Origin of the sequence: Citrobacter freundii complex sp. CFNIH4 (assembly GCF_002934505.1) — a bacterium.
GTDB classification, from domain to species: Bacteria; Pseudomonadota; Gammaproteobacteria; order Enterobacterales; family Enterobacteriaceae; genus Citrobacter; species Citrobacter freundii.
The window spans coordinates 2250620-2273214 of sequence record NZ_CP026231.1 but is presented as its reverse complement, the minus strand read 5'-3'; the positions used below and the strand labels follow the sequence as shown (position 1 = coordinate 2273214).

Below are 22595 nucleotides of genomic sequence, written 5' to 3'. Positions count from 1 at the left end.
ACGTACGTTGCCGGACTCTTTGTATTGTTGCCATTCCACGAACCCTTCTGGCAGAAATAGAAAGGTTTCACTTCCTGTTTGCTTTTACTGTGCCCTTATAAGGATGCCCATTGTCAAAGCGAGGATTGCGGGGCCTCCCAAATACAGCTGCTGCGCCGCAACAGGGGCAGGTCACAGCATTGAATCCGACATTGACAGAGGTTAAGTAAATGATTGTTTACCCGGTTAAACATAGCCCGTTGTTGCGCCAGCCAGAACATTTTATTGCCAGGGATGAATTAAAAGCGCTGATCAAAAAGGTGACGCATAACCTGGTCAATATTCATGACGAAACAGGTGAGTTCTTGCTGCGTCTGGACGATGGACGCGTAATTGATACCAAAGGCTGGGCGGGATGGGAGTGGACGCACGGCGTCGGCTTGTACGGGATGTATCAGTACTATCTGCAAACCGGCGATGAAACGATACGCGATATCATCGATAGCTGGTTTGCCGATCGCTTTGCTGAAGGTGCAACCACCAAAAACGTTAACACCATGGCGCCATTTTTAACGTTGGCGTATCGCTATGAAGAGACGCGTAATCCAGCGTATCTACCGTGGCTCGACTGCTGGGCTGAGTGGGCAATGCATGAGATGCCGCGTACCGAGTTCGGCGGTATGCAACACATTACGCTGGCGGAAGAAAACCACCAGCAGATGTGGGATGACACGCTGATGATGACGGTTTTACCGCTGGCGAAGATTGGCAAGTTACTCAATCGCCCTGACTACATCGAAGAGGCAACGTATCAGTTCCTGCTGCACGTGCAAAACCTGATGGATAAAGACACGGGCTGTGGTTCCACGGCTGGAGCTATGAAGGAAATCATAACTTTGCCAATGCCCACTGGGCGCGTGGCAACAGTTGGTTAACTATTGTGATCCCGGACTTCCTCGAATTACTTGATTTACCAGAAAACAATGCCGTTCACCGCTATCTGGTACAGGTCCTGAACGCACAAATCGCGGCGCTGGCGAAATGCCAGGATGAAAGTGGGTTGTGGCATACCTTGCTGGACGACCCGCAGTCGTATCTGGAAGCATCGGCAACTGCCGGATTTGCTTATGGGATCCTCAAAGCTGTACGTAAACGCTATGTTGGGCAAGAGTATACGCTGGTGGCCGAAAAAGCCATTCGTGGCATTGTGCAGCATATTTCACCGGAAGGTGAACTGCTGCACACCTCGTTTGGCACCGGGATGGGACACAATCTCGATTTCTACCGCAACATCCCTCGGACTTCTATGCCTTACGGACAAGCGATGGCGATGCTGTGTCTTACCGAATACTTGCGTAAGTATTTTTGATATCGGTATTCGATGGCGCTAACGCTATCGGACCTGATGGTTGAGTCGTCACTGTGTGTACCGTGTTGTCCTGCGGGGCAAAGAGATGATCCATGATTTGACGCATAACCGGCGCGGCGGTGACACCATCGCTGCCGCCGTTTTCCAGAATTAACGCCACCGCGACCTTCGGGTTCTTATAGGGCGCAAATGCGGTATAGAACACGTGGTCGCGCAAGCGGACAGGGATCATCTTCGCATTGTAGGTCTGATTTTCTTTCAGGCTAAAGACCTGCGAGGTGCCGCTTTTCGCCGCAATGCCGTAAGGTGCGGTGTGAAAGAACTTATAACCTGTACCATTTGGTTCATTCGCCATGCCGAACATCGCCTGACGCACCAGTCCCCAGTAGGGTGACGAGGCTGAGGCGATTTGTGACGGTGCTTCTGGAGCCTGATACGGCGTGAGGGTTTTGCCATTTTCTTCATCGAGTAGCAGGTGAGGGACGATAACCTTGCCGTTGTTAATCAGTGCGACCATGGCTTTGACCATCTGGATAGGAGTGGCAATCCAGTAGCCCTGGCCGATACCAACTGAGATAGTATCCCCCTGATACCAGGATTTTTTATGCACTTTTTGCTTCCATTCACGGCTCGGGAGCAGGCCGTTATACTCCTCATCAAGATCGATGCCGGTCGGTTTACCGTAACCAAACTGGCTGAGCATGCTGTTAATCCGGTCGATCCCCATCATATACGCCACCTGATAGAAGAACGTATCGGCAGACTCTTCTATCGCTTTGGTGACATCCAGCATACCGTGGCCCGTTTTTTTCCAGTCACGGTAATGTCGCTCGGTGCCGGGTAGCGTCCAGGTAGGAGCACCGAAGAAACTGGTCTGCGGCGTGATCACACCGTTTAGTAATGCTGAAATCGCCATATACGGTTTGACCGTTGAAGCGGGGGGGTACAATCCCTGTGTGACGCGGTTGATTAATGGCAGGTCTTTATCCTGGAGTAGCTTGTTATAGTCCTGATAGCTAATGCCTTTGACAAACGGATTAGGGTCATAGCTGGGGTTTGAGACCATCGCCAGTACAGAACCGTCGTGTGGATCTTCAACCAAAACGGCGGCACGCTGGCCAGCCAACAAGCTCTCAATATATTGCTGTAAATGTAAATCCAGCGTCAAATGGATATTTTTTCCGGCAACGGGCGGCACATCTTTGAGCAGGCGTACGATGCGTCCGTGGTTATCTACTTCCACCTCCTGATAACCGGTCTTTCCATGCAGTTCATTTTCGTAATAGCGCTCAATACCTTGCTTACCGATATTGTGATCGGCGGCGTAGTTCTCTGCCTGACCCTTTTGATCCAGTGCTTTCAGGTCGTTGTCATTGATTTTTGAAACATAGCCAAGCACATGTGCCAGCGCCGCGCCATAGGGATACTGGCGGTCTTCGTAGCTATTAATGTTTACGCCGCTAAAATGAAACTGGTTTACCGAGAAACGGGCGATTTCCACATCGGTAAGCGCATTTTTTAGCACGACCGGACGATAGCGGCTGCTGGCTTTTAGCTCATGGCGAAACTGATCAATATCATCAGGAGTGAGGTCAACGATGGGCGTGAGCTGCTGGATCAACGCATTCATATCGCTGATTTTATAAGGCGTAACGGAAATATCGTACCAGGTGACGTTGCGCACCAGCGGGATGCCGTTGCGATCGTAAATCATGCCACGTGTGGGGGCGACGGGTAGCATTTTGATGTCGTTTGCATTCGACCGGGTGGTGTAATACTGGTGCTGACAGATTTGTAAGTTATACAGATTGTAAATCAGGATGCCAAAACAGATGACCACCAGGCCAAAGGCCACCAACACACGCCGCTGAAAGAGTTTTTCTTCCGCCTCAAAATCTCTGAATGTCATTGACCCGTACCCGATTAATTCGCCGCCTAATGATACGGAGGCTTAAACGGGATGACAGGCAAAAAATGTTCCATATCTCTAGGGAAATGTGTCATTCCTTGTGGGCTGTTACAAATTACAGTGAACGTCGCCGCTTCTCGTAGGCCTGATTGCGCTGCCATGAGAACGGGTCAGGGAAAATAAAAAAGCCCGCGACATAGCGCGGGCTTCCACATTACTTGAGGTAATTACATACGTTCTACGGTTTCGATACCCAGTGTATCCAGACCCAGCTTCAGGGTTTTCGCCGTCAGCTGTGCCAGTTTCAGCCGGCTGTTACGAATCTCTTCGTTTTCAGCGCTGAGGATAGGGCAGTGCTCGTAGAAGCCAGAGAACAGACCGGCAACGTCGTACAGGTAAGCACACATCACGTGCGGTGTACCTTCACGCGCAACGACGGTCAGCGTTTCTTCAAACTGCAGCAGACGCGCAGCCAGCTGAGCCTCGCGATCTTCGTTGATAATCACCTGCGCATTTGCCAGCGCGCTTTCGTCGATATCCGCTTTACGGAATACGGACAGTACGCGGGTGTAAGCATACTGCATGTACGGCGCGGTATTGCCTTCGAACGCCAGCATGTTGTCCCAGTCGAAGATATAGTCCGTGGTACGGTTTTTGGACAGATCCGCGTATTTCACCGCGCCGATACCGACCGCATTTGCCAGCTTTTCCAGCTCATCGGCAGGCATATCCGGGTTCTTCTCTGCGACCAGACGACGTGCGCGCTCCAGCGCTTCATCCAGCAGATCGGCCAGTTTAACCGTGCCGCCAGCGCGGGTTTTGAACGGTTTACCGTCTTTGCCCAGCATCATACCGAACATGTGGTGTTCCAGCGGCACCGAATCCGGCACATAACCAGCTTTACGTACGATGGTCCAGGCCTGCATTAAGTGCTGATGCTGACGAGAGTCGATGTAATACAGTACGCGATCGGCATGCAGGGTTTCGTAACGATACTTGGCACAGGCGATGTCGGTTGTGGTGTAGAGATAGCCGCCATCTTTCTTCTGAATGATAACGCCCATCGGTTCGCCTTCCTTGTTTTTATACTCATCAAGGAATACGACGGTAGCGCCTTCGCTTTCAACAGCCAGGCCTTTGGCTTTGAGATCGGCCACGATGCCAGGCAGCATCGGGTTGTACAGGCTCTCGCCCATGACGTCGTCACGGGTCAGGGTAACGTTGAGGCGATCGTAGGTTAACTGGTTCTGCGACATGGTAATGTCGACCAGTTTACGCCACATCTCGCGGAAGTATTCGTCGCCGCCTTGCAGCTTCACGACATAACTACGGGCGCGTTCCGCGAAGGCTTCATCTTCGTCGTAATGTTTTTTTGCGTCACGGTAGAAACCTTCCAGGTCAGCCAGCGCCATCTCTCCGGCATTTTCCTGCTGCTGTTTTTCCAGCCATGCGATGAGCATACCGAACTGAGTACCCCAGTCGCCGACGTGGTTGGCGCGGATAACCTTGTGACCAAGGAATTCCAGCGTACGCACCGCCGCGTCACCGATGATGGTGGAACGCAGGTGACCAACGTGCATCTCTTTCGCTACGTTAGGCGCGGAGTAGTCAACCACAACGGTTTGTTTAGCCGGTTGGGTGACGCCCAGACGATCGGAAGCCAGCGCCTGCTGAACGTGCTGCGCCAGAAATGCCGGGTCGAGAAAAATGTTGATAAAGCCCGGGCCTGCAATTTCAACTTTGCTGGCAATCCCGTTGAGATCCAGATGAGTCAGCACCTGCTCAGCCAGTTGTCGCGGCGCCATACCCAGTTTTTTAGCGACAGCCATCATGCCGTTAGCTTGATAGTCGCCGAACTGTACTTTTGCTGACTGACGAACCTGTGGTTCGCAATCTGCAGGCGCGCCTGCAGCAATCATGGCCTGACTGACTTTTTCTGAGAGAAGAGCCTGAATATTCACCGGAATACCTTACATTTATGAAGCGGCCTAAAATTCACCGCACCAGTTTAAGAATTAAGGGCGGGAGTATACTGCAAATGCCCGTTGCCGTCAGCATTGTGTGTACCGCCAGTAGCCTGAAATGTAAACCATGCAATGGCGTAAATTTATCCATGATGTGTTCGGAGAAAACAGCGGTTGGATGGCGCAGCGCAACAGAGTAAATTAGCGACTTTGAACATGGATATGAGCTTTTAATATGGCGAACTGGCAAACCGTTGCAGAACTACAGGATATTTCTGCAGATTTACCGCATTTCACGCAGGCATTAACGGAACTTTCTACCCGTCTTGGGCTGGATATCACAGGCCTGGAAGCCGATCACATTTCCTTGCGTTGCCATCAAAATACCACTGCAGAACGCTGGCGTCGCGGGTTTGAACAGTGCGGTGAATTGTTGTCAGAAAACATCATTAACGGCAGACCTATTTGTCTTTTTAAACTGCATGAGCCGGTTTGTGTGCAACATTGGCAATTTTCCATCGTCGAACTGCCGTGGCCGGGCGAAAAACGTTACCCACATGAAGGCTGGGAACATATTGAAATTGTTCTGCCGGGTGAGGCACAAACGCTGAATGCGCGAGCGCTGGCGCTGCTTTCCGATCACGGTCTGAGTCAACCTGGTATATTTGTGAAAACCAGCTCGCCAAAAGGAGAACGTGAACGTTTACCGAATCCGACGCTGGCGGTTAGCGATGGTAGCGTGACGATAAAATTCCACCCGTGGTCGATTGAAACCATTGTGGCAAGCGAACGTCAGGAGTGAGCATGACTATACTGGAAATCTGCTGTTACAGCATGGAGTGCGCGCGCACGGCTCAGCAAAACGGCGCGGATCGTATTGAGCTTTGCTCGGCACCCAAAGAAGGGGGCTTAACGCCTTCGCTGGGCGTCTTGCGTTCTGTTCGCCAGCACATTTCGATTCCCGTCAATCCCATTATTCGTCCACGTGGAGGCGACTTTTGTTACACCGAAGGTGAATTCGCTGCAATGCTGGATGATATAGCGATGGTCAGAGAACTAGGGTTCTCAGGGCTGGTGACCGGCATTTTAGATGCGGATGGCGATGTCGATATGCCGCGCATGGAGAAAATAATGATCGCCGCCGGTTCACTGCAAGTCACTTTTCATCGTGCCTTTGATATGTGTGCTAACCCACTCAATACGCTTAAAAAATTAGCTGATTTGGGCATCGCCAGAGTACTCACCTCCGGGCAAAAATCAGATGCGGCGCAAGGTTTAACAAAAATAATGGAACTTATTACGCAGCCTGGTGCTCCAATCATTATGGCCGGAGCGGGGGTTCGCGCCTCGAATTTGTCCCTGTTCCTTGATGCTGGGGTGCAGGAAGTCCACAGTTCTGCCGGAGTATGGCTGGCTTCACCAATGCGTTATCGCAATTCGGGGTTGTCGATGTCTTCGGATGCGCAGGCGGATGAGTATTCTCGCTATGCGGTAGACGGGGCGGCGGTTGCTGAAATGAAAGCAATCATTGCACACCATCAGGCCAGCTGATTTTACCGTTGCATCATGTCGCCCAATATGATGCTTGCTCGTACCAGGCCCCTGCAATTTCAACAGGGGCCTTTTTTTCTCCTTCTCCTGCATATTTCGGTCTGCAACTGTGTTGGCTTTCCTCGCTCACCCCGGTCACGTAGTTATCTACGCTCCCAGGGATTTGCTGCGTCGCCGCCTTGTTGCAAACCGAACTATTTTGGAGAAATGGTGCTATACGTAATAGTCATTTGACAAAAATGACTACGGTTTACGCGCAATCAATACCGCACGCAGTGGGGCGGGGTAGCCTTCCACCGTCTTACTGTGGTCGTTCGGGTCAAGGAAGTCGGCCAGCGATTCGGTAATCATCCATTCGGTGCGGCGCTGTTCTTCGGTAGTGGTCACACATACGTCGGCAATGCGCACATCAACAAACCCGCATTTTTCCAGCCAGTTTTTTAGCGCCAGTGCAGACGGGATAAAGTAAACGTTACGCATCTGGGCGTAGCGATCGCCCGGCACCAGCACGGTATTTTCATCGCCTTCGACGACCAGCGTTTCCAGTACCAGTTCGCCATCTTTAACCAACTGATCCTTTAACTGCCACAGGTGTTCCAGCGGCGAGCGGCGGTGATAAAGCACGCCCATGGAGAATACGGTATCAAAGGCGTTGAGCGCCGGAAGCTGTTCAATACCCAGCGGCAGCAGATGCGCGCGCTGGTCATTGCCCAGCAGTTTACGCACCGCCTCAAACTGGCACAGGAACAGTTGGGTCGGATCGATACCGACCGCCAGATGTGCGCCCGCGCCAATCATGCGCCACATGTGATAGCCACTTCCGCAACCGACATCAAGAATGGTACGTCCGGTGAGATCAGACAAGTGCGGCAGGACGCGATCCCACTTCCAGTCGGAACGCCATTCGGTATCGATGTTGACGCCGTACAGCGAGTACGGTCCTTTACGCCATGGCATCAGGTTACGCATCAGGGTGTCTATGCGTTTAAGCTGACCTTCGCTGAGCGGCTCTTTGCTTTCTGCGGTAACGCTGTGCAGTAAGTCCAGACGATGCGGCGTTAGCTCGGGCAGAAACTCGACGGCGTTTGACCATTGTTTAAAAAGACCGTGCTGATCGCGCTGCCAGGCAGCGATTTGCGCCGGAAGTGTTTCCAGCCAATGGGACAGGTGATTTTTGGCAATCAACTGATAAAAGTTACCAAAATCGATCATGCGCTAACCTCAGCTTTCAACGCCACCAGAGAGCCAAAGTTGAAACACTGGAACCACAACTCACTGTGCTCAAAGCCGGCCTGATGTAGTCGCGCTTTGTGCGTTTCGACCGAGTCGGTGAGCATCACGTTCTCCAGCATGCTGCGCTTCTGGCTGATTTCCAGTTCGCTATAGCCATTGGCTCGTTTGAAGTCGTGGTGCATGTTGAACAGCAACTCGCCTACGTTCGCGTCTTCGAAGCTGAATTTTTCAGATAGCACCAACGCGCCACCGGGATTCAGCCCCTGATAAATCTTATCCAACAACGCCTGGCGCTCGGGTGGCTCAAGGAATTGCAGGGTAAAATTCAGCACCACCATCGAAGCATTTTCGATAGTAATGTTGCGAATATCGCCTTCGACAACCTCAACCGGAGTCGGTGCTTTATAAGCGTCGATGTGACGACGGCAGCGCTCAACCATCGCCGGGGAGTTATCGACAGCAATAATTTTGCAATTCTCGTGATGAATATTGCGACGCACCGAGAGCGTCGCCGCGCCCAGAGAACAGCCCAGATCATAGACCTGCGTGTTGGGTTGTACGAAACGTTCGGCCAGCATGCCAATCATAGAAATAATATTGGAATAGCCAGGAACGGAACGCTGGATCATATCCGGGAAGACTTCAGCTACCCGTTCATCAAAGGTCCAGTCACCCAGACTGGCGATAGGCGCAGAAAAAAGCGTGTCGCGGTGAGACATAACGTAAAAATCCGGGAAAAATAAAGTGGCGTATTGTGCGCTAATGCAGGGAGAAAACCAACTCCCAGGGCATATACCAAAGATTCGCCAGCACCATTAGCAACAGCGAACACCAGGTTGCGCTCATGCCTGAACGGCGCCAGCGGAAAAGCCGATGGTGGAATCCGTAATAATGCATCAGTCGTCCGGCAATCAACATCAGCCCGCAAAGATGCACCATCCACGTCTCTGCGCCGTTCATTTCCATAAATAACAGCAGCACTAACGCGACGGGAATATATTCCACCGCGTTACCGTGAATGCGGATAGCGCTTTGCAGTTCGCTAAAACCTCCATCGCCATAGGCAACGCGATATTGCATGCGCAGGCGAACAACGTCAAAGGAGAACTTTATTAACAATAACGCACCCAATACGGCATAAAGCGCGCTTACCATACAAACTCCCTTTTAAAATGGCTGATGGCCTTGACTATGATAGGTGGCATTTTCAGAAAAGAGAAGATTGCTGTGGAATAGACGGTGCTGATCCGATCTCTGGCAGAGCACTGCGTAAATCTGACCATAGTGTATCAACAAGCTCCGGGGCCTGCGCGATGTCCGGCGTATGCAAAAACAGATACGGCGTCGTGGTGTGTTGCCATAGTGACAGCTTGGTCAGCCAGACGGCAAAAAGCGCGCTGTTTTGTGCCATATCATCGCTGCCGATAAAGCGTACCATCGGATGGTTAGCCGTCACCACCGCATGCACCGGAACCTTCGGTTTCTTGCGCTGGGCGTCACGTATCGCTTCGGTATGTGGGATTGCGGCATGTACCGGGCGGCTGTCCAGAATCACCCGGTTTACTCCACGCTCGTGTAACCCGCGATTAAATAGCTGTTCGGCTTCGCCTTTGGCAAAGAAGTCTGGATGGCGAACTTCCACACCGTAGGTAAAGCATTTGGGGAGCGCATCGAGAAACTGCCACAGGGCAGGCAAGTCGCGTGGGCTAAAAGTCGCGGGTAATTGTAGCCAGTATTGTCCAATGCGCGATCCCAGCGGCGACATGCGCGTAAAAAATTCCTGCACCAGGTCATCACAATTACGCAGCGCGGCCTTATGCGAAATGGTCGCCGGAAACTTAAAACAAAATCGAAACGTATCGGTGGTCTGTGCTTGCCAGCGGGCAACAATATCGGCTTTAGGCAGCGCATACAGCGTGGTATTGCCCTCCACGCAGTTAACATGACGGGCGTTAGGGGTTAACTTACTGATTTTAATAATCCTCTACTGCTAGTTTGTGGTCTATGGGGCATCAATGGGGCAAAATCACCCAGCTTCTGATTCAGCATTGCGATCTGCTCTGCGTTATTGTCTGCCATCCATGCGCCGTACACATTGAAAACCATTTGCGCACTAGCGTGCCCCATCTGACTGGCTATAAAGCTTGGATTGGCGCCAGCGGCCAGTGACCAGCACGCGTAAGTGTGGCGCGACTGGTAAGCTTTTCGATGCCTGATCCCCGCCTTTTTTAACCCTGCGTCCCACGAGTCACCAAACGAATCAACCTTGTAGATAACCCCCACATCCTTACTTCGACGGACTATCTTAGGGTTAAAGACAAATGTACAGCTGTGCTGCGTTGTTCGACCATATTCACGCAATTGCACGTTGATGTGATACTGCTGCCCGAGTCTAGTCATTTCCATCTGATTCCTTAACGCATCGATGGCTGGCTGAATGAGGTGTATCACTCTATCCGTACTGGCGTCCGTTTTCGGTAGTGTGAACTCGCCCAGTTTTGTATAATTACGGCGAATTGTTATTGTACCCGCTTCAAGGTCTATATCTTCCCATGCCAGGGAAACCAGTTCTCCGTGACGAACACCTGTGTACACCGCCAGTGACCACATGTTTTTCGTCTGCTGATGCCGGCACGCATCTATCAGACGGATGAATTCATCACGGCTGAGCGGATCTGGCTCCACCCTGGCCCTTTTTAATGGCTTTATTCCATCAAAGGGATTTGCCTTTATGTACCCATTATCGGCGGCGAACTGGAACATTCCGGCGATAGTCGTCATGTAGTAATTGACGGTGACCGCGCTCCGGCCCTTAACAGGGATCCTGCCCTTTGCCGCGCACTGATAACCCATCAAAAGCTCTTTCCTGATGTACAGCAACTCTTCTTTCTCAATCGCTGTCACTAGTCGGGTAGCCCCGATCAGCGGTACAACAACTGCCACGACCGACTCGTACCGTTTGTGCGCGTTCGCGCTGATTTCCATCTTTTTCAGATCCAGCCACTTCTCTTCGAGTTCTTTCACTGTGATTTCTTTCTTGCCCAACCCAAAAATTTTAAGGTTAGGTGAATCTGGAAACCGTTCAGCATAATCAAAGCTTCCCGTGCGGATGGCAAAGCATACCGACACCCGCAGTTCCCCGGCGATCTTCCTGTTCTTAGCGGTGTCAGGGACACCGAGGTTTTCCCTGACGCGCTTACCTTTAAAATTAAACCAGATGCGCAGACTGCCACCGTGGTTTTCGACGCCTGTTGGATATGTGATTTTATCCATTAATACCTCCAGACGCCCAAGAGCGATACGAGCTTACCTTTTTCATGGCATCAAATCATCCTGGCTGCTTGCTTTTCATTGAAGCGACCCAGGCATCTACAGCCTTTCTGTTATACATGCACTCACTGGAAGGTTTTGGATTCCCGTCAGGTGATACGTGGATATACTCCCTCCCAACCATCCAGCACTCTTTTCTGGCCCGGAGGATGGTACCGGGCTTGAGCCCGGTCACCGCGATCAGAACACTTTCACAAACCCAATCGTTAGGAGCTAACTGAATAACATTGCTCATATACCCGCCTCACACCACGTTCAGGCCACGGCAGTGGCACCACGTTTCGAACATTCGTTTAACCACTTCCCGGCAGTAGAATCCTTCCTGATCCCTCGAGAGGTCGTAGCGGTTTCCGTACCGCTGACGCACCCAGATTTCAAATGCCTTATTCAATTGATCCCTCCAATTTTTCATCAACCCGACGAACGCAACGCTCAAACGACGACGGCGTAACAATCTTTTTCAACTCAGCAACCAGGTAATCGTTGTGTCGCTGGTGGAGTTGCATGTTGTTTTCTTTTTCAATCTGGCGGAGAACAGCAAGACGGGCTGTGATGATGCGACGCTTCGCTTTTACAACCCGTAAGGCATTCTCTGCCTTTTTGCGCCACGCACTCCATTCACTACTACTGTTTGAGTTGGACAACTGGTCTTCAATGCTCAGTTGTGTTTTTTCAGCGATTACCAGTTGCTGGAGGCAGTCATTTACAGAGTTCAGATTGTCTGTATTGATAAATGATTTTTGCATCACTTCACCTCCACACCGATCCCTGCGATAACACAGGCTCGTTCTATAGCTTCTTTTACCCAGCGCTTATAGCTTTCCGGATGGAATACCTCGCTTTTCCCGGTACCGCTCCAGAACGCCTTTGACGTGATATCTGGCAGGGTGATGGTCAACGGTTTACCAGAAGTGACATCGCAAACCACTCTCTCCCAGTGGTCGCTAGTCTGCGATTCAAGACGCTGAATTAACTCCCCAATACTTAAAGGGGCGATCAACTGCTGGCGTAAGCGCTGAATCTCCGCCGCCATGTAGTAACCGGTTTTGCTCCAGGTATCTACATCATCACCGGCCATATCCGGTTCCATCGTCGCCATCAGAACGGCGTCGTGATAGTCCTGGCTGCCATTGGTGATCGCGACAGCGTAGGTATCACTGTTTTCGCGCTTATGGATAAGCACGACAGGGTTAGTGATTTTGCTCATTTCGCCGTCTCCCGCTCAGCTTCGATGATGGCATCTACAGCCATCACCAGAGTTCTGGCTAGGTCGTCGTAATCCTGCCAGGCATCATTGCTAAAAAAATTCGTGAGCATTACCGGCGCTATCTGCACAACGAGGTGCTGGCGGTAAGTCATGCCACGGGGAGTATCAATGCGCGGGCATGGGTAAGCTGAATGCTGGCCTTTGCTCATCGTGTCGCCTCTCGTTGAATTGTCTTGTAGGCTCGCAACATATCGCGAGATTTTCCGGACAAAACCGTCTTCATGAAGAACATTCCACTACGGTTTGCAACTATTCCTGGTGTGCAGAGCAGTGTGGCGTCTACCACGCGGTTATGTTTACGGAACTCAAACACAGTACTGGTGATCACGATGTTCGCTACGGCGCCATAGTCCTGGTATTGGATTTTCATGAAATTGAATCTCCGGCAGTTTCTTTTGTGTAGTTTTCCCATCCACCATAGCTGTTAACCATTTCGCCCAGCCGCGAGAAGCAAGCATTCATCCATCGGATGCCCCTTGGGGTTAGTGTTGGTACAGTCCCCCAGTCGATGAAGTCAGAATTACTGCGGTGCATATATTTAATGAGGTCCAGAATGTTGATGTAATGGGCACGGCGTTTTTCCATATCCCATCCCTTATCTTCCAAATACGAATCGATAAAGCTCTTAATGGCTGGTTGGTCTAGTGAAATATCCCCGTACTGATGGCGGTACACCGGGCGACGGTGCATGCTGACTAAGTGGAACAGGTAGGCATCAGACACCCATATCAGCGCTTGCTGGTGGGCCAGCTCAACAGAGCCAACCGGTACCCAAATTTCATTATTGTTCACTGTTGACCCTCCCATCCAATCACCTGGAACAGCCCCATCTTAGGGTGATACCACCGGGTGCCTCGAGGTTCAGCTTCAAACATCATTTTGGTGAATGCCGTCATAAATGGCTGCTCACGCACAATGGTCATGGTGGATTTGGTTCCTCCAGGCGCAATAAATGGGATAGGCTTATGGTCGATGTCATAAGCGGAGACTAACTGGCGACACTTTGCATCTGAAAGTCCGCACAGTGCTTTCAATTCCGAGTATCCAGCCCAACCAGGAGGCGTTGCACCACGAGCGATATGATCTACTAGCTCGGTAACCTCAACGACCTTGTCCTCAACGTGGTTAAGGCGACGCTCCTGCTCAACATTCAGCAGGGCCATTTCGGCAATGATCTCCGCCTGAGATTTAGGGCGTTGGTATCTATAGCTGCCAGTTTCGCGGATAGATGGCAGAACATCTTCGCATACCCAGTCTTGTACACGTTCAGCGGAAGCAAGCTGGCTACGGAGAATGAGCCGGTAAGCATCAGATTCAGACGCAAGTTGCATGCCACGAATTTTGTCGTTAAAACCCAATTCTCGCGATTCGCTATAATTGAGTTTAATCAATGACTTGCAGTGAGTTTTTAGCGCGTCAGCCGGATTTGCGTAACCCAGGGATTTTGCCAGCTCAACGGCATCAAATACTGGTTTCCCCTGGTAAAGCATCCCGCTCAGAGAAATGCCGAGATCCGACGAGTTAAATTTCATCAGTTGATTACTCATTGTCTTCTTCCTCCAGTTCCTTTGCTTCTCGTACGGCAATTGCATCAAGTTCTGCATCAAGCGATTCGGCCTCGCCATAGGTCGCGATGCGGATAGATTTGAATGCTGGTTCGCTGAATTCAGCATGCCCCTTACAGAGCCCAGCAGTCGCAGAAACTACAGCCTCCATTTCGCTACTACTGCCGACAAAGATTGAATATTCGCGGCGCTCGGCATTTTCAGTCACCATGAATGTGACGCAGTACCACGCAGTGATAAGTTCGTTTTTCATCATCATTTACCTCAGTGCAAAATGTGTTGAACGGGTATTGCTTCGCCGACACGTAACCGAACAGCAAGATCCATAAACATCTCGTCGAGAAAACCGCTGAACCACGAATGACCGTCTTCTTTCAGGCGCTGATCGTTGGCGGAGTAGAACTGGAAGACAGCCAGATATCGCTCCTGTGGTTTTTGCTCGAGCAGTGCGCCTTCTACGTGTTCAATAAGCAGGTTCTCGATAAGCTGCCGCGTTAAGCCAAAAACAAACTCACCAGTTTTAAATTGGTATTCACCGTCACGAAGTCCCCAGCGTTTTTCGCACTCAATCAGGTAGGTAAGGGCGACAGTTCCGCGCATGTGCTTACAGATGATTTCAGCCCACTCGTGCTGCTCGGCAGCAGTTAGCTCGTGGTCGCCACTGCGTTTTTCATCCATCATCCATGCAGGGAAATTCATACCCGTCCTTTCGTGGATATCTTTCAGCCTTGCGACAAGTTGCTTGATGTTTTCGTTATTTCCTGCCATCAGTTAATTCCTCCGCTTGTATGTTTCTTTTTCACGTAATCAACAACCTCGCTCAGAAGTTCGTCGATAATTAATTTCCCTGAATCTGTCAGGTATTCGGTGTGTTTATTAATTTCTATGGCATTTTGATATGCGTTTTTGATAGTGGAGTCACCCTCATATCTGTTAAGCCCTCCTCGAGTTAATCCTTCAAACCGTAATAACAACTGATTGATGAAATGCTCATTTACTTCTACGGTTTCAATTTTGTTATCTGGAAGTTTTATAATCAGCAGGTTTCCACCAGTCTTACGCTGGAGTCGCGCTAATGCCGCGTTAGAAATTCGGCGTCGATAGGTATCGATAATATTCATAGTTAGTACCCATAAGCTTTCTTAAGATAAAGAATAGCGATTACCTCGTAACCGCAGGACGCATAGAGGCATGCTGATCTGTATGCCGTTTTATCCTTAATGAAAGTCATACGAAGCGCCTCACAGCTAAAGAAGCGACTACCCGACCGTGAATTTTTATATCTTTCAGCTCATCGGTATTGAGGGTGAAGGTTTCGTAATGATGGTTGTCCGAAATAATTTTCAATGAACCACAAACTAATGGCTCAACCCTCTTAATAAAAAGGCACGGACGGCCAAATACATCCATCGTATAAACATAAATGCCAGGGGTTAGCGCTCGGCCACCGCAATCAACGAAAGCCACAACCTCACATGGTTCGATGGTGGGCTGCATTGAGTCACCTTCCATCACGCAGCTCTGCACGCGGTTGCCAAAGTCATTAATGTTGTCTGAACCGAACAGCATTTGAGGCGTTTTAATTGGTTTGTTAATTGCGATAGCATTTTGCATTTTTATTTCCTCAGGGTGAGTTTGTACCCACCCAAAAAGGTGTTATTTATGATTAGATGGTTAATTAGTTAGTTAAATGGCAGAGAACATTTTTTTTAATGTCAGGATGGTCATCAATGATTTTTTTAGCAGCATCACATGCTTCATCGTATGACTTAAAAAAATCAACCAGGACGAAATATTTATCGATGCGTTCGTAAACAGCGAATTCCATCTCACCAATAAACGTTGTGTTAAATTGGTAGTTAAATTCACTCTCATGTGGCTGCGCAGCGTAAAGATATGACCAATGAGAATTGGCTTCTTTGAGCTTGGTGTGAATATCAAATTCTTGGCTGACTGGCTTGTGGTTTACAGTTACGCTCATCTTATTGGCTCCGTTGTTTGCCGATGAGTGAAGCATACCTATGGGTAATAAGATTGGTCAATACCTGTGGGTAATAATTTTTTTGTGTTTTTTTTAGGGCTTTGATTTTAAAGGTAATAAAAAACCCGCCTAAGCGGGTTTAATCAGATAATTTTTAATCTAGCTTCGACTGCAACGCCTAGCAGTTTGCAGTTCCCGTTTATAGGAATTATCGGATAGGAAGGGTTCAATGGTTTCAGGAAATGATCTCCACCATCAATAACCAGCTTTTTGAAGGTGGCTTCGTTGGCATCAATTAGCTTTGCTAGCACTAGGCTTCCATGTTTAGCTTCACGTCCCGTATCGAAGAGCACCATCATCCCTTCCGGGATACTCATTCCTACAGGGGAAGTCATAGAGTCGCCTTTGATCCGTAGCCAAAAACCTTCACCCTCAACATGAGCATCAGATTCACACCACTCTTCAACATCATCCAAGGTATAAGGTTCTATTGCCTCTGCCCAAGCCCCTGCACTAACCCAACTGATCACTGGATAACTCTTCCCTGGATTTGGTTGTTGTACTAATTCTACGTTCGATTTTTCTTGGGTAATGCCGTCCATCCATCCTCGAGGTAAGCCGAACGATTTTTCGATAACTTCGATCATATTGTCGGCGATGCGTTTTCTACCTGCCTTGCCTTCTGGCCAAAGCATTCTTAGAACGTAGGAAGGCTCTCGCTCAATCTTCCGAGCGAGTTTTGAGGCGTTCCCATCACAGTAATCATCCCTCAATTGGATGAGTCGTAAACGACGTTTTTCGTATTTATCCATAGCGTTCATTTTATCCTTTGTTACCCGTTGGTAAATAACCTATGGGTATTGATTATGTTGATACCTGCGGGTAATATCAACTGAGAATTTAAACAGAGGTCAATTATGGAAGCTCTGAAGACGTACATGGCGAACTTAACGCCTGAAGAGAAGAAGCAATTCGCGCTCAATTGTGGGACTACGCTCAACTACCTCAGAAAGGTAATGAGTACCGGTAAACCTATCGGTCCTGAAATCTGCGCTCAAATTGAGATCCACAGCGGAGGAGAGGTTTCTCGTAAATCACTCAAACCAAATAACTGGCAGAAAATTTGGCCAGAGCTGCTTCGGCACAATCATGGCTGATAACAGAACTGTTATGCCGCAAACATACAGTCAGGCAGACGCAGAGTGGATTCATAAGCAACTAATAACCCTAGCACCATCCGCACGACAGAAAGCTATTGAACGCTACTCGACTGTGTATCAGGAATCGTTCGAAGCCGAGCCCGTTTCATACCGCAAGGAGAACCGGGCAAGGCATGAAGCCAATATGCGGCTTCGCCTGTTTGTGAGAAATCACGGCAGGGCTTTACAGGGGTATACCGCCGAACCTCCCCTGGCCGGAACGCCACCGCGTTCCTGATTGTTGCGGGTTTAAAGGTACCCGGACAAAAGCAGGCTTAAAGGTGCCTGTTCAGGTTGGCAACTCACTAACTCAATTCCCCGTATGTACTAGGTAAGTAGTACGTTTTTATGGGGAAGAGGGAAAGGGGGGGTAAGGGGGGATTGGGTGTAGGGGTAGGAATAGGGTCTTTTCCAACAGGAGAGATCCATTGGTTAAGTAGATCACTGTCTTAAGGGCGCAATTAAAAAACGCCTGTATCAGCAAACAAGTACAAGGCGCTCAGGCGCTGAGAAACAAAAAGGGTTCTTTCTGGAAGAGTGATTTTTCAGGGGAGCTGAATCAGAAGGGAGGCTGGCAGCCTTTGGGGAGGCCACCAGCCATGTGAGGGGGAATCCATGAAAACCACATCACAGAATTATTATCTCATCACCGCGGGGTCCGCACAATGCAGCTGACGATCACACCGAATTTTGCACAGGAACGAGCACTTAACCAGCTGCGCCGTAACTGGAAGGATACAGAAACCTTCATGGTGTACTCGCCGACGGGCAGCGGTAAAACAGGACTGGCCGCCTTCATCGTTGCCGGGTTCGTCAGTCGTGGCATGCGGGTAATGTTTTGCGCGCCTTACCAGATCCTCATAACCCAAACCGCAAACCGTTTTGTGGAGTATGGGTTGCCGGGTGATGAAATCGGCTATGTCTGGGCGGATCACCCAAACTACGATCCTACCCTCAAAATACAAATCGCCAGCGCCGATACGCTTATTCGTCGCGTGTTTCCTGACAATATCGATCTGCTGATTATCGACGAAGCTCACCTGAGAAAAAAACGCATCCTGCAGGATATCGAACGCCTGCGCGAAAAAGGCGTGAAAGTGATCGGACTGTCGGGTACACCGTTTTCCCCGTTCCTGGGCAAATACTATGACCGACTGATTAAGCCAACCACCATCGGCGAGCTGATCCAGCGCGGCGACCTGAGCAAATACGAATTTTACGCGCCCACGAAGCCGGATCTGAAAGGAGTTAAAACCTCTCCATCCCTGCAGTACGGTACCGACTACAACGAGGCGCAGCTGGCGGAGATCATGTGCGGTTCCACGCTGGTGGGCGACATCGTCCAAAACTGGCTGGAGAACGGCCGGGACCTGCCGACAATCGCGTTCTGCGTCAACGTAGACCACGCTAATTTTCTGACTATTCAGTTTAACCAGGCTGGCGTAAATGCAGAGGTTATGACTGCAGATACGCCTGCGGAAGAACGCCAAACCATCATTCACCGCTTCGAAACTGGCGCCACAAAAATCATCGTCAGTGTAGGGGTGCTGGTTGCCGGGTTCGACAGCGATGTTCGCTGCATCATCTACGCCAGGCCAACTAAGAGCGAAATTCGCTGGCTGCAGGCGCTCGGGCGTGGCTTGCGCACCGCTCCGGGTAAAGAGTCCTGCCTCATCTTCGATCACAGCGGCACCGTGCACCGCTTGGGTTATCCGGACTCTATCGAATATGACGATCTTCCGGGTAAATCAGACGGGATGGAGGAGGGCGCGCGCCGCGCAACTGAGGAACGAGCAGAAAAGCTGCCTCACGAATGCTCGCAATGCCACTTCATGAAGCCTGCTGGCGTCTATGTCTGCCCTAAATGTGGCCACAAGCCGCTGGCCGGTGAGGACATTGATACCGACACCGGGCGAAAACTCAAAAAACTTGGGGGCGAGCAGCGCCAGCCGACGAAGGAAGAGAAACAAGCCTGGTGGAGTCAGATCAAATTCTATCAACGCCAGCGCGTATCGCTGGGGAAAAAGCCTGTCAGCGATGCCTGGTGTTCTCACACCTTCCGCGAACGTTTTGGGGTATGGCCGAACGGCCTGAGCGATTACCCGATGGACATCACTCCGACAGTCTCAAACTTCATTAAGCACAAGCGGATCAGCTTCGCTAAACGAATCGAAGCTCAGCAGCGCCAGCAGGCACAGGCAGAAGAGCAGCCTACCCAGGAAAGAATTCAGCAGGCGCTTAATCGCGTCAGTGATATCAGACAGCAGTTAGGAAAACGAGCATGAAAACGGTAGAAGCAGCAAAAGGCCATTGGGCCATGATTTTTGAGCATTACGGACTGCCGCCGATCACCGGTAAAAATCACTTTAAGGGGAAGTGCCCGCTGTGTGATTCGATTGGAAAGTTCCGCATCGATAACCGCTACGGCGCGGGAACATGGATATGCACCTGTGGCAACGGTGACGGGCTTAAGCTGGTTACCGAAACCCAGGGCAAACCATTCAACGAGGTTTGCCGCGAAATCGATGCACTGATCGGCAATACGTTCAGACGTGACAAACTTCCCGAGACTAGCGACGCTTCCAAGCTGCGGAGAAAGGTACTCAACAACTTTGCAAAAATGTCTCCTCTGCGCGGTACATCCGGCGCTGAATACCTGAATTCACGCGGTATTTATCAGCTTCCGGCTGAGGCCGTGCGACTCAACCCCAAGCAACGGCATAACGGACGGGTATACCAGTCTATTTATTCACTGGCAACAGACGATAAAGGGGAGCTGTGTTACCTCCATCAGACGTTATTGGATGGTGCAAAGAAAGCTGACATCGGGGCCAGCGCCAAGCGGCAGAAATCGCTGCAGGAAGATAACTATCTTGATCACGCTCGTTCGGTCGCTATCCGTATGTTCCCGGTCGCCAGCACACTTGGCATCGCTGAAGGTATCGAAACTGCGCTGTCTGCACATCAGATTTACAAAGTGAATACCTGGGCGACTATGACCGCCAATTTTATGAAGAAATTCCGGGTCCCGGCAGGCGTTAAGCATCTGATTATTTTTGCCGACCGCGACGAGACAAGCGCTACGGGTTTAGCTGCTGCCTGCGAATGCGCTCACGCAAATCTGATGGCTAAAAATGACCTGCAGCGCGTGAGCGTGTACTGGCCGGATCACGATGATTTCAACAATATGCTCATGAACGGCGATCAGGTTCGTGAGCTGGTTTTCTATAAAAAACAGCAGGTGGCCGCATGAAACTGGAAGCATCGCTCAAACATTTTAGTCCACAAGGAATGCATATCAGCGACGACGTGAAAGGAACAGGAGCAAAAGACAATGCGTGATATGTATGAGCTAATGGACCTCTGGGGGGCTTGGGCTGCGGCAGACAGTAGCGGTGTTGACTGGCAACCTATTGCCGCTGGGTTTAAGGGGCTACTACCTCACGGCAAAAAATCACGTCTTCAGTGTAACGATGATGAGGGCATCATGATTGACGGTTGTGTGGCTCGTCTGCGGAAATATAAGCCAGAAGAGCATGAACTGATTATTGCTCACTTTGTTATCGGTATCTCATTACGCACGATTGCGAAAAAGCGGAAGTGTTCTGATGGGACGGTCAGGAAGGAATTGCAAACAGCATTAGGATTTATAGATGGGGTGCTGTCAACTTTCGGTTAGAAGGGGGGGCTATAGCCCCCCTCTAATTCAACGGCTAAAAAAACTTTGTTGGAGGTATTTGCTGCTGTTCTTATCGTTACTCAAGCGTTTTGTCGACGGAGTTATGGTTTTAACCGGCTGAGAAGGGTTAAATTTTTTCTGCCATTCGCGTAGTTCAATGTTTGTTTGAAGCTGAGTAGACATGGTTTCCCTCATTAATTCCTATTAAAGTACTGATAGTTAAGCTCTTTATCGAAGTAATGTTTTCGCTTAACCCAGACAAAACCGTCACCTTTAGATATTATAGCAACATCGATTGGACCGCCAACAGTTTCACTATCGTTTGAGATTTTTCGTTTGAAAGCGGTGAGGTTAACCAACGACTCTGCCATGTATCCTAGATCTTGCTTTGGAAGGAACTCAATCATCTCCACAACTTTGCTAATGTGGTTTTCGATTATGTATTCCCGTATCTCACCAGTTGTTTTCGTCCAATCTTCATTTGCAAAATTCGTAATATCGGCAATTAAAGCATCACTTTCATCAGTCGGAAGTGAAGATTGTTTAATTCTTTCAATTACATCGTTTAAGATGCTATCTGTTCCTTTTTCAATTTTAGGGAACATGAAATCTTGAAGCTCACCACTTATTCCTGTCATGAAGGCACTAACTTCATCTTCTTGAGCGTAAGCTGTGACACCACTTTCTCCACCACTTGTACTTTTATCCATATTTGGTGAATAGCGAAGTTTGTTTCCAAAAAAACCGATCACATCATATGCTAAAATACTTGGGAAAAACTCCTTTTCTCCATAACCGGCAATAACTAGGCCAGTATTTGTTCCAAATGGAGATTTTCTGCATATAATATGTGCGAACATCGTTGAAAGTGCATCTATAAGTGTGCTTGGTAACTCTACTCCATCTTCTTGATATAGTATTGCTTCGCAAGCGTCTTTCGCAATCGGTGTGGAAAAATCAATGGCGCTAGTCAAATCTTGGGAATCAAACCCTTCATAAAAATTACTTGAGTTAAAGTTATTAACGAACTCTCTACACGCATTTTCCAAAATATTATAAGTTTCTAATGTGCTGGGTTGATGTTTGTTCTGCTCAATAAAACCTTTTATGTGATTATCTTGAATGTGTTGCATGAAACCAGGGAATACATTGTAAAGAAGGATATCTTCTAAGTGATTTTTTTTAATATCATCAGGGATTATGTGATCACATTCACAAAGAAAGTTCCAAAAATTTGCAGCGTACTGTTCAACTGTATCATAACTTTTGTTGCCTAACTGACGACGATACTCTTTAATAATCATTTCCCAAGGAACACCACATAAGCTTCCTGCTCCGTAGACCATCAGACCTACAGGATGATGTTTACTTAATGCAAATAATTTCTCTGCACCATTATTTATTTTTACAGTATTTCCACCTGTTATAGTGACTGCGGAATCAGCCGCAAGTGAAACTGCAAGTTTGTTATATACTGCTATTTCAGCTGTCATTGGCATCACTCGAAAAAATAATTAATTAGTCTGTTTATCCTACATGCTGGCAGGTTTTTCAAGGGAAAATAACTAA

Annotated in this window: 27 protein-coding genes and 2 pseudogenes; 8 read left to right on the top strand and 21 right to left on the bottom strand. The window is 49.4% G+C overall.

All coding sequences use genetic code 11. The features are described from left to right. Window positions 1-209: 209 nt before the first annotated feature. Window positions 210-1348: pseudogene (bglB, locus tag C2U41_RS11765) on the top strand (beta-galactosidase BglB). Here bglB and mrdA read toward each other — a convergent pair. Both mrdA and argS read right to left on the bottom strand, forming a co-directional pair. Continuing rightward, window positions 1320-3257 carry a penicillin-binding protein 2 gene (gene mrdA, locus C2U41_RS11760; RefSeq protein WP_048240847.1) on the bottom strand — a complete coding sequence of 646 codons (1938 nt, stop codon included), beginning with the start codon at window positions 3255-3257 and terminating at the stop codon, window positions 1320-1322. The pseudogene bglB and the gene mrdA sit on opposite strands and share 29 nt — an antisense overlap. A 227-nt stretch (window positions 3258-3484) precedes the next feature. Next, window positions 3485-5218: an arginine--tRNA ligase gene (gene argS / locus C2U41_RS11755; RefSeq protein WP_003844166.1), complete on the bottom strand. Its 1734-nt coding sequence runs from the start codon at window positions 5216-5218 to the stop codon at window positions 3485-3487. Between the two features lie 238 nt (window positions 5219-5456). Between argS and C2U41_RS11750 the strand changes: the two genes are divergently transcribed. Together C2U41_RS11750 and cutC are read left to right on the top strand one after the other, a co-directional pair. Then, window positions 5457-6023, top strand: a complete 567-nt coding sequence (locus C2U41_RS11750; RefSeq protein WP_003034677.1) for a VOC family protein — start codon at window positions 5457-5459, stop codon at window positions 6021-6023. 2 nt (window positions 6024-6025) lie between these two features. Beyond that, the gene (cutC, locus tag C2U41_RS11745) at window positions 6026-6772 is read left to right on the top strand and encodes a copper homeostasis protein CutC (RefSeq protein WP_032936856.1); all 747 of its coding nucleotides are present in this window, start codon (window positions 6026-6028) and stop codon (window positions 6770-6772) included. Between the two features lie 243 nt (window positions 6773-7015). On the opposite strand, the gene cmoB is transcribed toward cutC, so the two are convergent. From cmoB to C2U41_RS11650, 18 genes and pseudogenes are all read right to left on the bottom strand, one after another. Further along, window positions 7016-7984, bottom strand: coding sequence for a tRNA 5-methoxyuridine(34)/uridine 5-oxyacetic acid(34) synthase CmoB (gene cmoB / locus C2U41_RS11735; protein WP_003839177.1), 969 nt, complete (start codon window positions 7982-7984; stop codon window positions 7016-7018). Further along, window positions 7981-8724, bottom strand: a complete 744-nt coding sequence (gene cmoA, locus C2U41_RS11730; protein ID WP_003034686.1) for a carboxy-S-adenosyl-L-methionine synthase CmoA — start codon at window positions 8722-8724, stop codon at window positions 7981-7983. The genes cmoB and cmoA overlap by 4 nt, the downstream gene beginning before the upstream one ends. A 40-nt stretch (window positions 8725-8764) precedes the next feature. Further along, on the bottom strand, window positions 8765-9160 hold the full coding sequence (locus C2U41_RS11725; protein WP_003034689.1) for an MAPEG family protein: 396 nt from the start codon (window positions 9158-9160) through the stop codon (window positions 8765-8767). Window positions 9161-9212: 52 nt separating this feature from the next. Then, complete coding sequence (locus C2U41_RS11720; RefSeq protein ID WP_181013966.1) at window positions 9213-9986, bottom strand: DUF72 domain-containing protein; 774 nt, start codon at window positions 9984-9986, stop codon at window positions 9213-9215. Continuing rightward, window positions 9965-11278: a tyrosine-type recombinase/integrase gene (locus C2U41_RS11715; RefSeq protein ID WP_047400034.1), complete on the bottom strand. Its 1314-nt coding sequence runs from the start codon at window positions 11276-11278 to the stop codon at window positions 9965-9967. Before C2U41_RS11715 ends, C2U41_RS11720 begins: the two co-directional genes overlap by 22 nt. Before the next feature lie 55 nt (window positions 11279-11333). Beyond that, complete coding sequence (locus tag C2U41_RS11710; RefSeq protein WP_019077032.1) at window positions 11334-11570, bottom strand: excisionase family protein; 237 nt, start codon at window positions 11568-11570, stop codon at window positions 11334-11336. 148 nt (window positions 11571-11718) lie between these two features. After that, complete coding sequence (locus C2U41_RS11705; protein ID WP_103848435.1) at window positions 11719-12081, bottom strand: hypothetical protein; 363 nt, start codon at window positions 12079-12081, stop codon at window positions 11719-11721. Next, window positions 12081-12257: pseudogene (locus tag C2U41_RS29715) on the bottom strand (ATPase); the annotation flags it as partial. The pseudogene C2U41_RS29715 and the gene C2U41_RS11705, both read right to left, overlap by 1 nt. A 281-nt stretch (window positions 12258-12538) precedes the next feature. Next, window positions 12539-12751 (bottom strand): hypothetical protein, encoded by a 213-nt coding sequence (locus C2U41_RS11695; RefSeq protein ID WP_059444897.1) that lies wholly within the window; start codon window positions 12749-12751, stop codon window positions 12539-12541. Beyond that, window positions 12748-12972: a hypothetical protein gene (locus C2U41_RS29710; protein ID WP_097724900.1), complete on the bottom strand. Its 225-nt coding sequence runs from the start codon at window positions 12970-12972 to the stop codon at window positions 12748-12750. The genes C2U41_RS11695 and C2U41_RS29710 overlap by 4 nt, the downstream gene beginning before the upstream one ends. After that, a complete protein-coding gene (locus C2U41_RS11685; protein WP_233901297.1) occupies window positions 12969-13394 on the bottom strand; it encodes a hypothetical protein in 426 nt (141 codons plus the stop codon). Before C2U41_RS11685 ends, C2U41_RS29710 begins: the two co-directional genes overlap by 4 nt. Next, a complete protein-coding gene (locus tag C2U41_RS11680; RefSeq protein WP_078310261.1) occupies window positions 13391-14149 on the bottom strand; it encodes a BRO-N domain-containing protein in 759 nt (252 codons plus the stop codon). Before C2U41_RS11680 ends, C2U41_RS11685 begins: the two co-directional genes overlap by 4 nt. After that, a complete protein-coding gene (locus C2U41_RS11675) occupies window positions 14142-14426 on the bottom strand; it encodes a hypothetical protein (protein WP_146051398.1) in 285 nt (94 codons plus the stop codon). The genes C2U41_RS11680 and C2U41_RS11675 overlap by 8 nt, the downstream gene beginning before the upstream one ends. Before the next feature lie 5 nt (window positions 14427-14431). After that, the gene (locus C2U41_RS11670) at window positions 14432-14935 is read right to left on the bottom strand and encodes a hypothetical protein (RefSeq protein ID WP_103848438.1); all 504 of its coding nucleotides are present in this window, start codon (window positions 14933-14935) and stop codon (window positions 14432-14434) included. Next, on the bottom strand, window positions 14935-15288 hold the full coding sequence (locus tag C2U41_RS11665; RefSeq protein ID WP_103848439.1) for a hypothetical protein: 354 nt from the start codon (window positions 15286-15288) through the stop codon (window positions 14935-14937). Before C2U41_RS11665 ends, C2U41_RS11670 begins: the two co-directional genes overlap by 1 nt. 106 nt (window positions 15289-15394) lie before the next feature. Further along, complete coding sequence (locus tag C2U41_RS11660) at window positions 15395-15781, bottom strand: S24 family peptidase (protein WP_103848440.1); 387 nt, start codon at window positions 15779-15781, stop codon at window positions 15395-15397. Window positions 15782-15845: 64 nt separating this feature from the next. Next, window positions 15846-16148, bottom strand: a complete 303-nt coding sequence (locus C2U41_RS11655; RefSeq protein WP_103848441.1) for a hypothetical protein — start codon at window positions 16146-16148, stop codon at window positions 15846-15848. Between the two features lie 143 nt (window positions 16149-16291). Continuing rightward, complete coding sequence (locus C2U41_RS11650) at window positions 16292-16960, bottom strand: LexA family protein (protein ID WP_103848444.1); 669 nt, start codon at window positions 16958-16960, stop codon at window positions 16292-16294. Window positions 16961-17086: 126 nt separating this feature from the next. Here C2U41_RS11650 and C2U41_RS11645 point away from each other — a divergent pair, with 126 nt between their 5' ends. The 5 genes from C2U41_RS11645 (at window position 17087) to C2U41_RS11620 (ending at window position 21026) form a co-directional block, all read left to right on the top strand. Beyond that, window positions 17087-17305 carry a YdaS family helix-turn-helix protein gene (locus C2U41_RS11645; protein WP_233901296.1) on the top strand — a complete coding sequence of 73 codons (219 nt, stop codon included), beginning with the start codon at window positions 17087-17089 and terminating at the stop codon, window positions 17303-17305. Next, the gene (locus C2U41_RS29705; RefSeq protein WP_103848443.1) at window positions 17298-17585 is read left to right on the top strand and encodes a hypothetical protein; all 288 of its coding nucleotides are present in this window, start codon (window positions 17298-17300) and stop codon (window positions 17583-17585) included. Before C2U41_RS11645 ends, C2U41_RS29705 begins: the two co-directional genes overlap by 8 nt. A gap of 427 nt (window positions 17586-18012) precedes the next feature. Beyond that, on the top strand, window positions 18013-19632 hold the full coding sequence (locus C2U41_RS11635) for a DEAD/DEAH box helicase (RefSeq protein ID WP_103848818.1): 1620 nt from the start codon (window positions 18013-18015) through the stop codon (window positions 19630-19632). Further along, entirely contained in the window at window positions 19629-20600 is a 972-nt protein-coding gene (locus tag C2U41_RS11630) for a toprim domain-containing protein (protein ID WP_103848817.1), read from the top strand. The genes C2U41_RS11635 and C2U41_RS11630 overlap by 4 nt, the downstream gene beginning before the upstream one ends. Before the next feature lie 81 nt (window positions 20601-20681). Beyond that, entirely contained in the window at window positions 20682-21026 is a 345-nt protein-coding gene (locus tag C2U41_RS11620) for an antiterminator Q family protein (RefSeq protein WP_016150499.1), read from the top strand. A gap of 194 nt (window positions 21027-21220) precedes the next feature. Here the strand turns inward: C2U41_RS11620 and C2U41_RS11615 are convergent, their stop codons facing one another. Beyond that, window positions 21221-22519, bottom strand: a complete 1299-nt coding sequence (locus C2U41_RS11615) for a hypothetical protein (RefSeq protein ID WP_016150497.1) — start codon at window positions 22517-22519, stop codon at window positions 21221-21223. Window positions 22520-22595 lie beyond the last annotated feature (76 nt).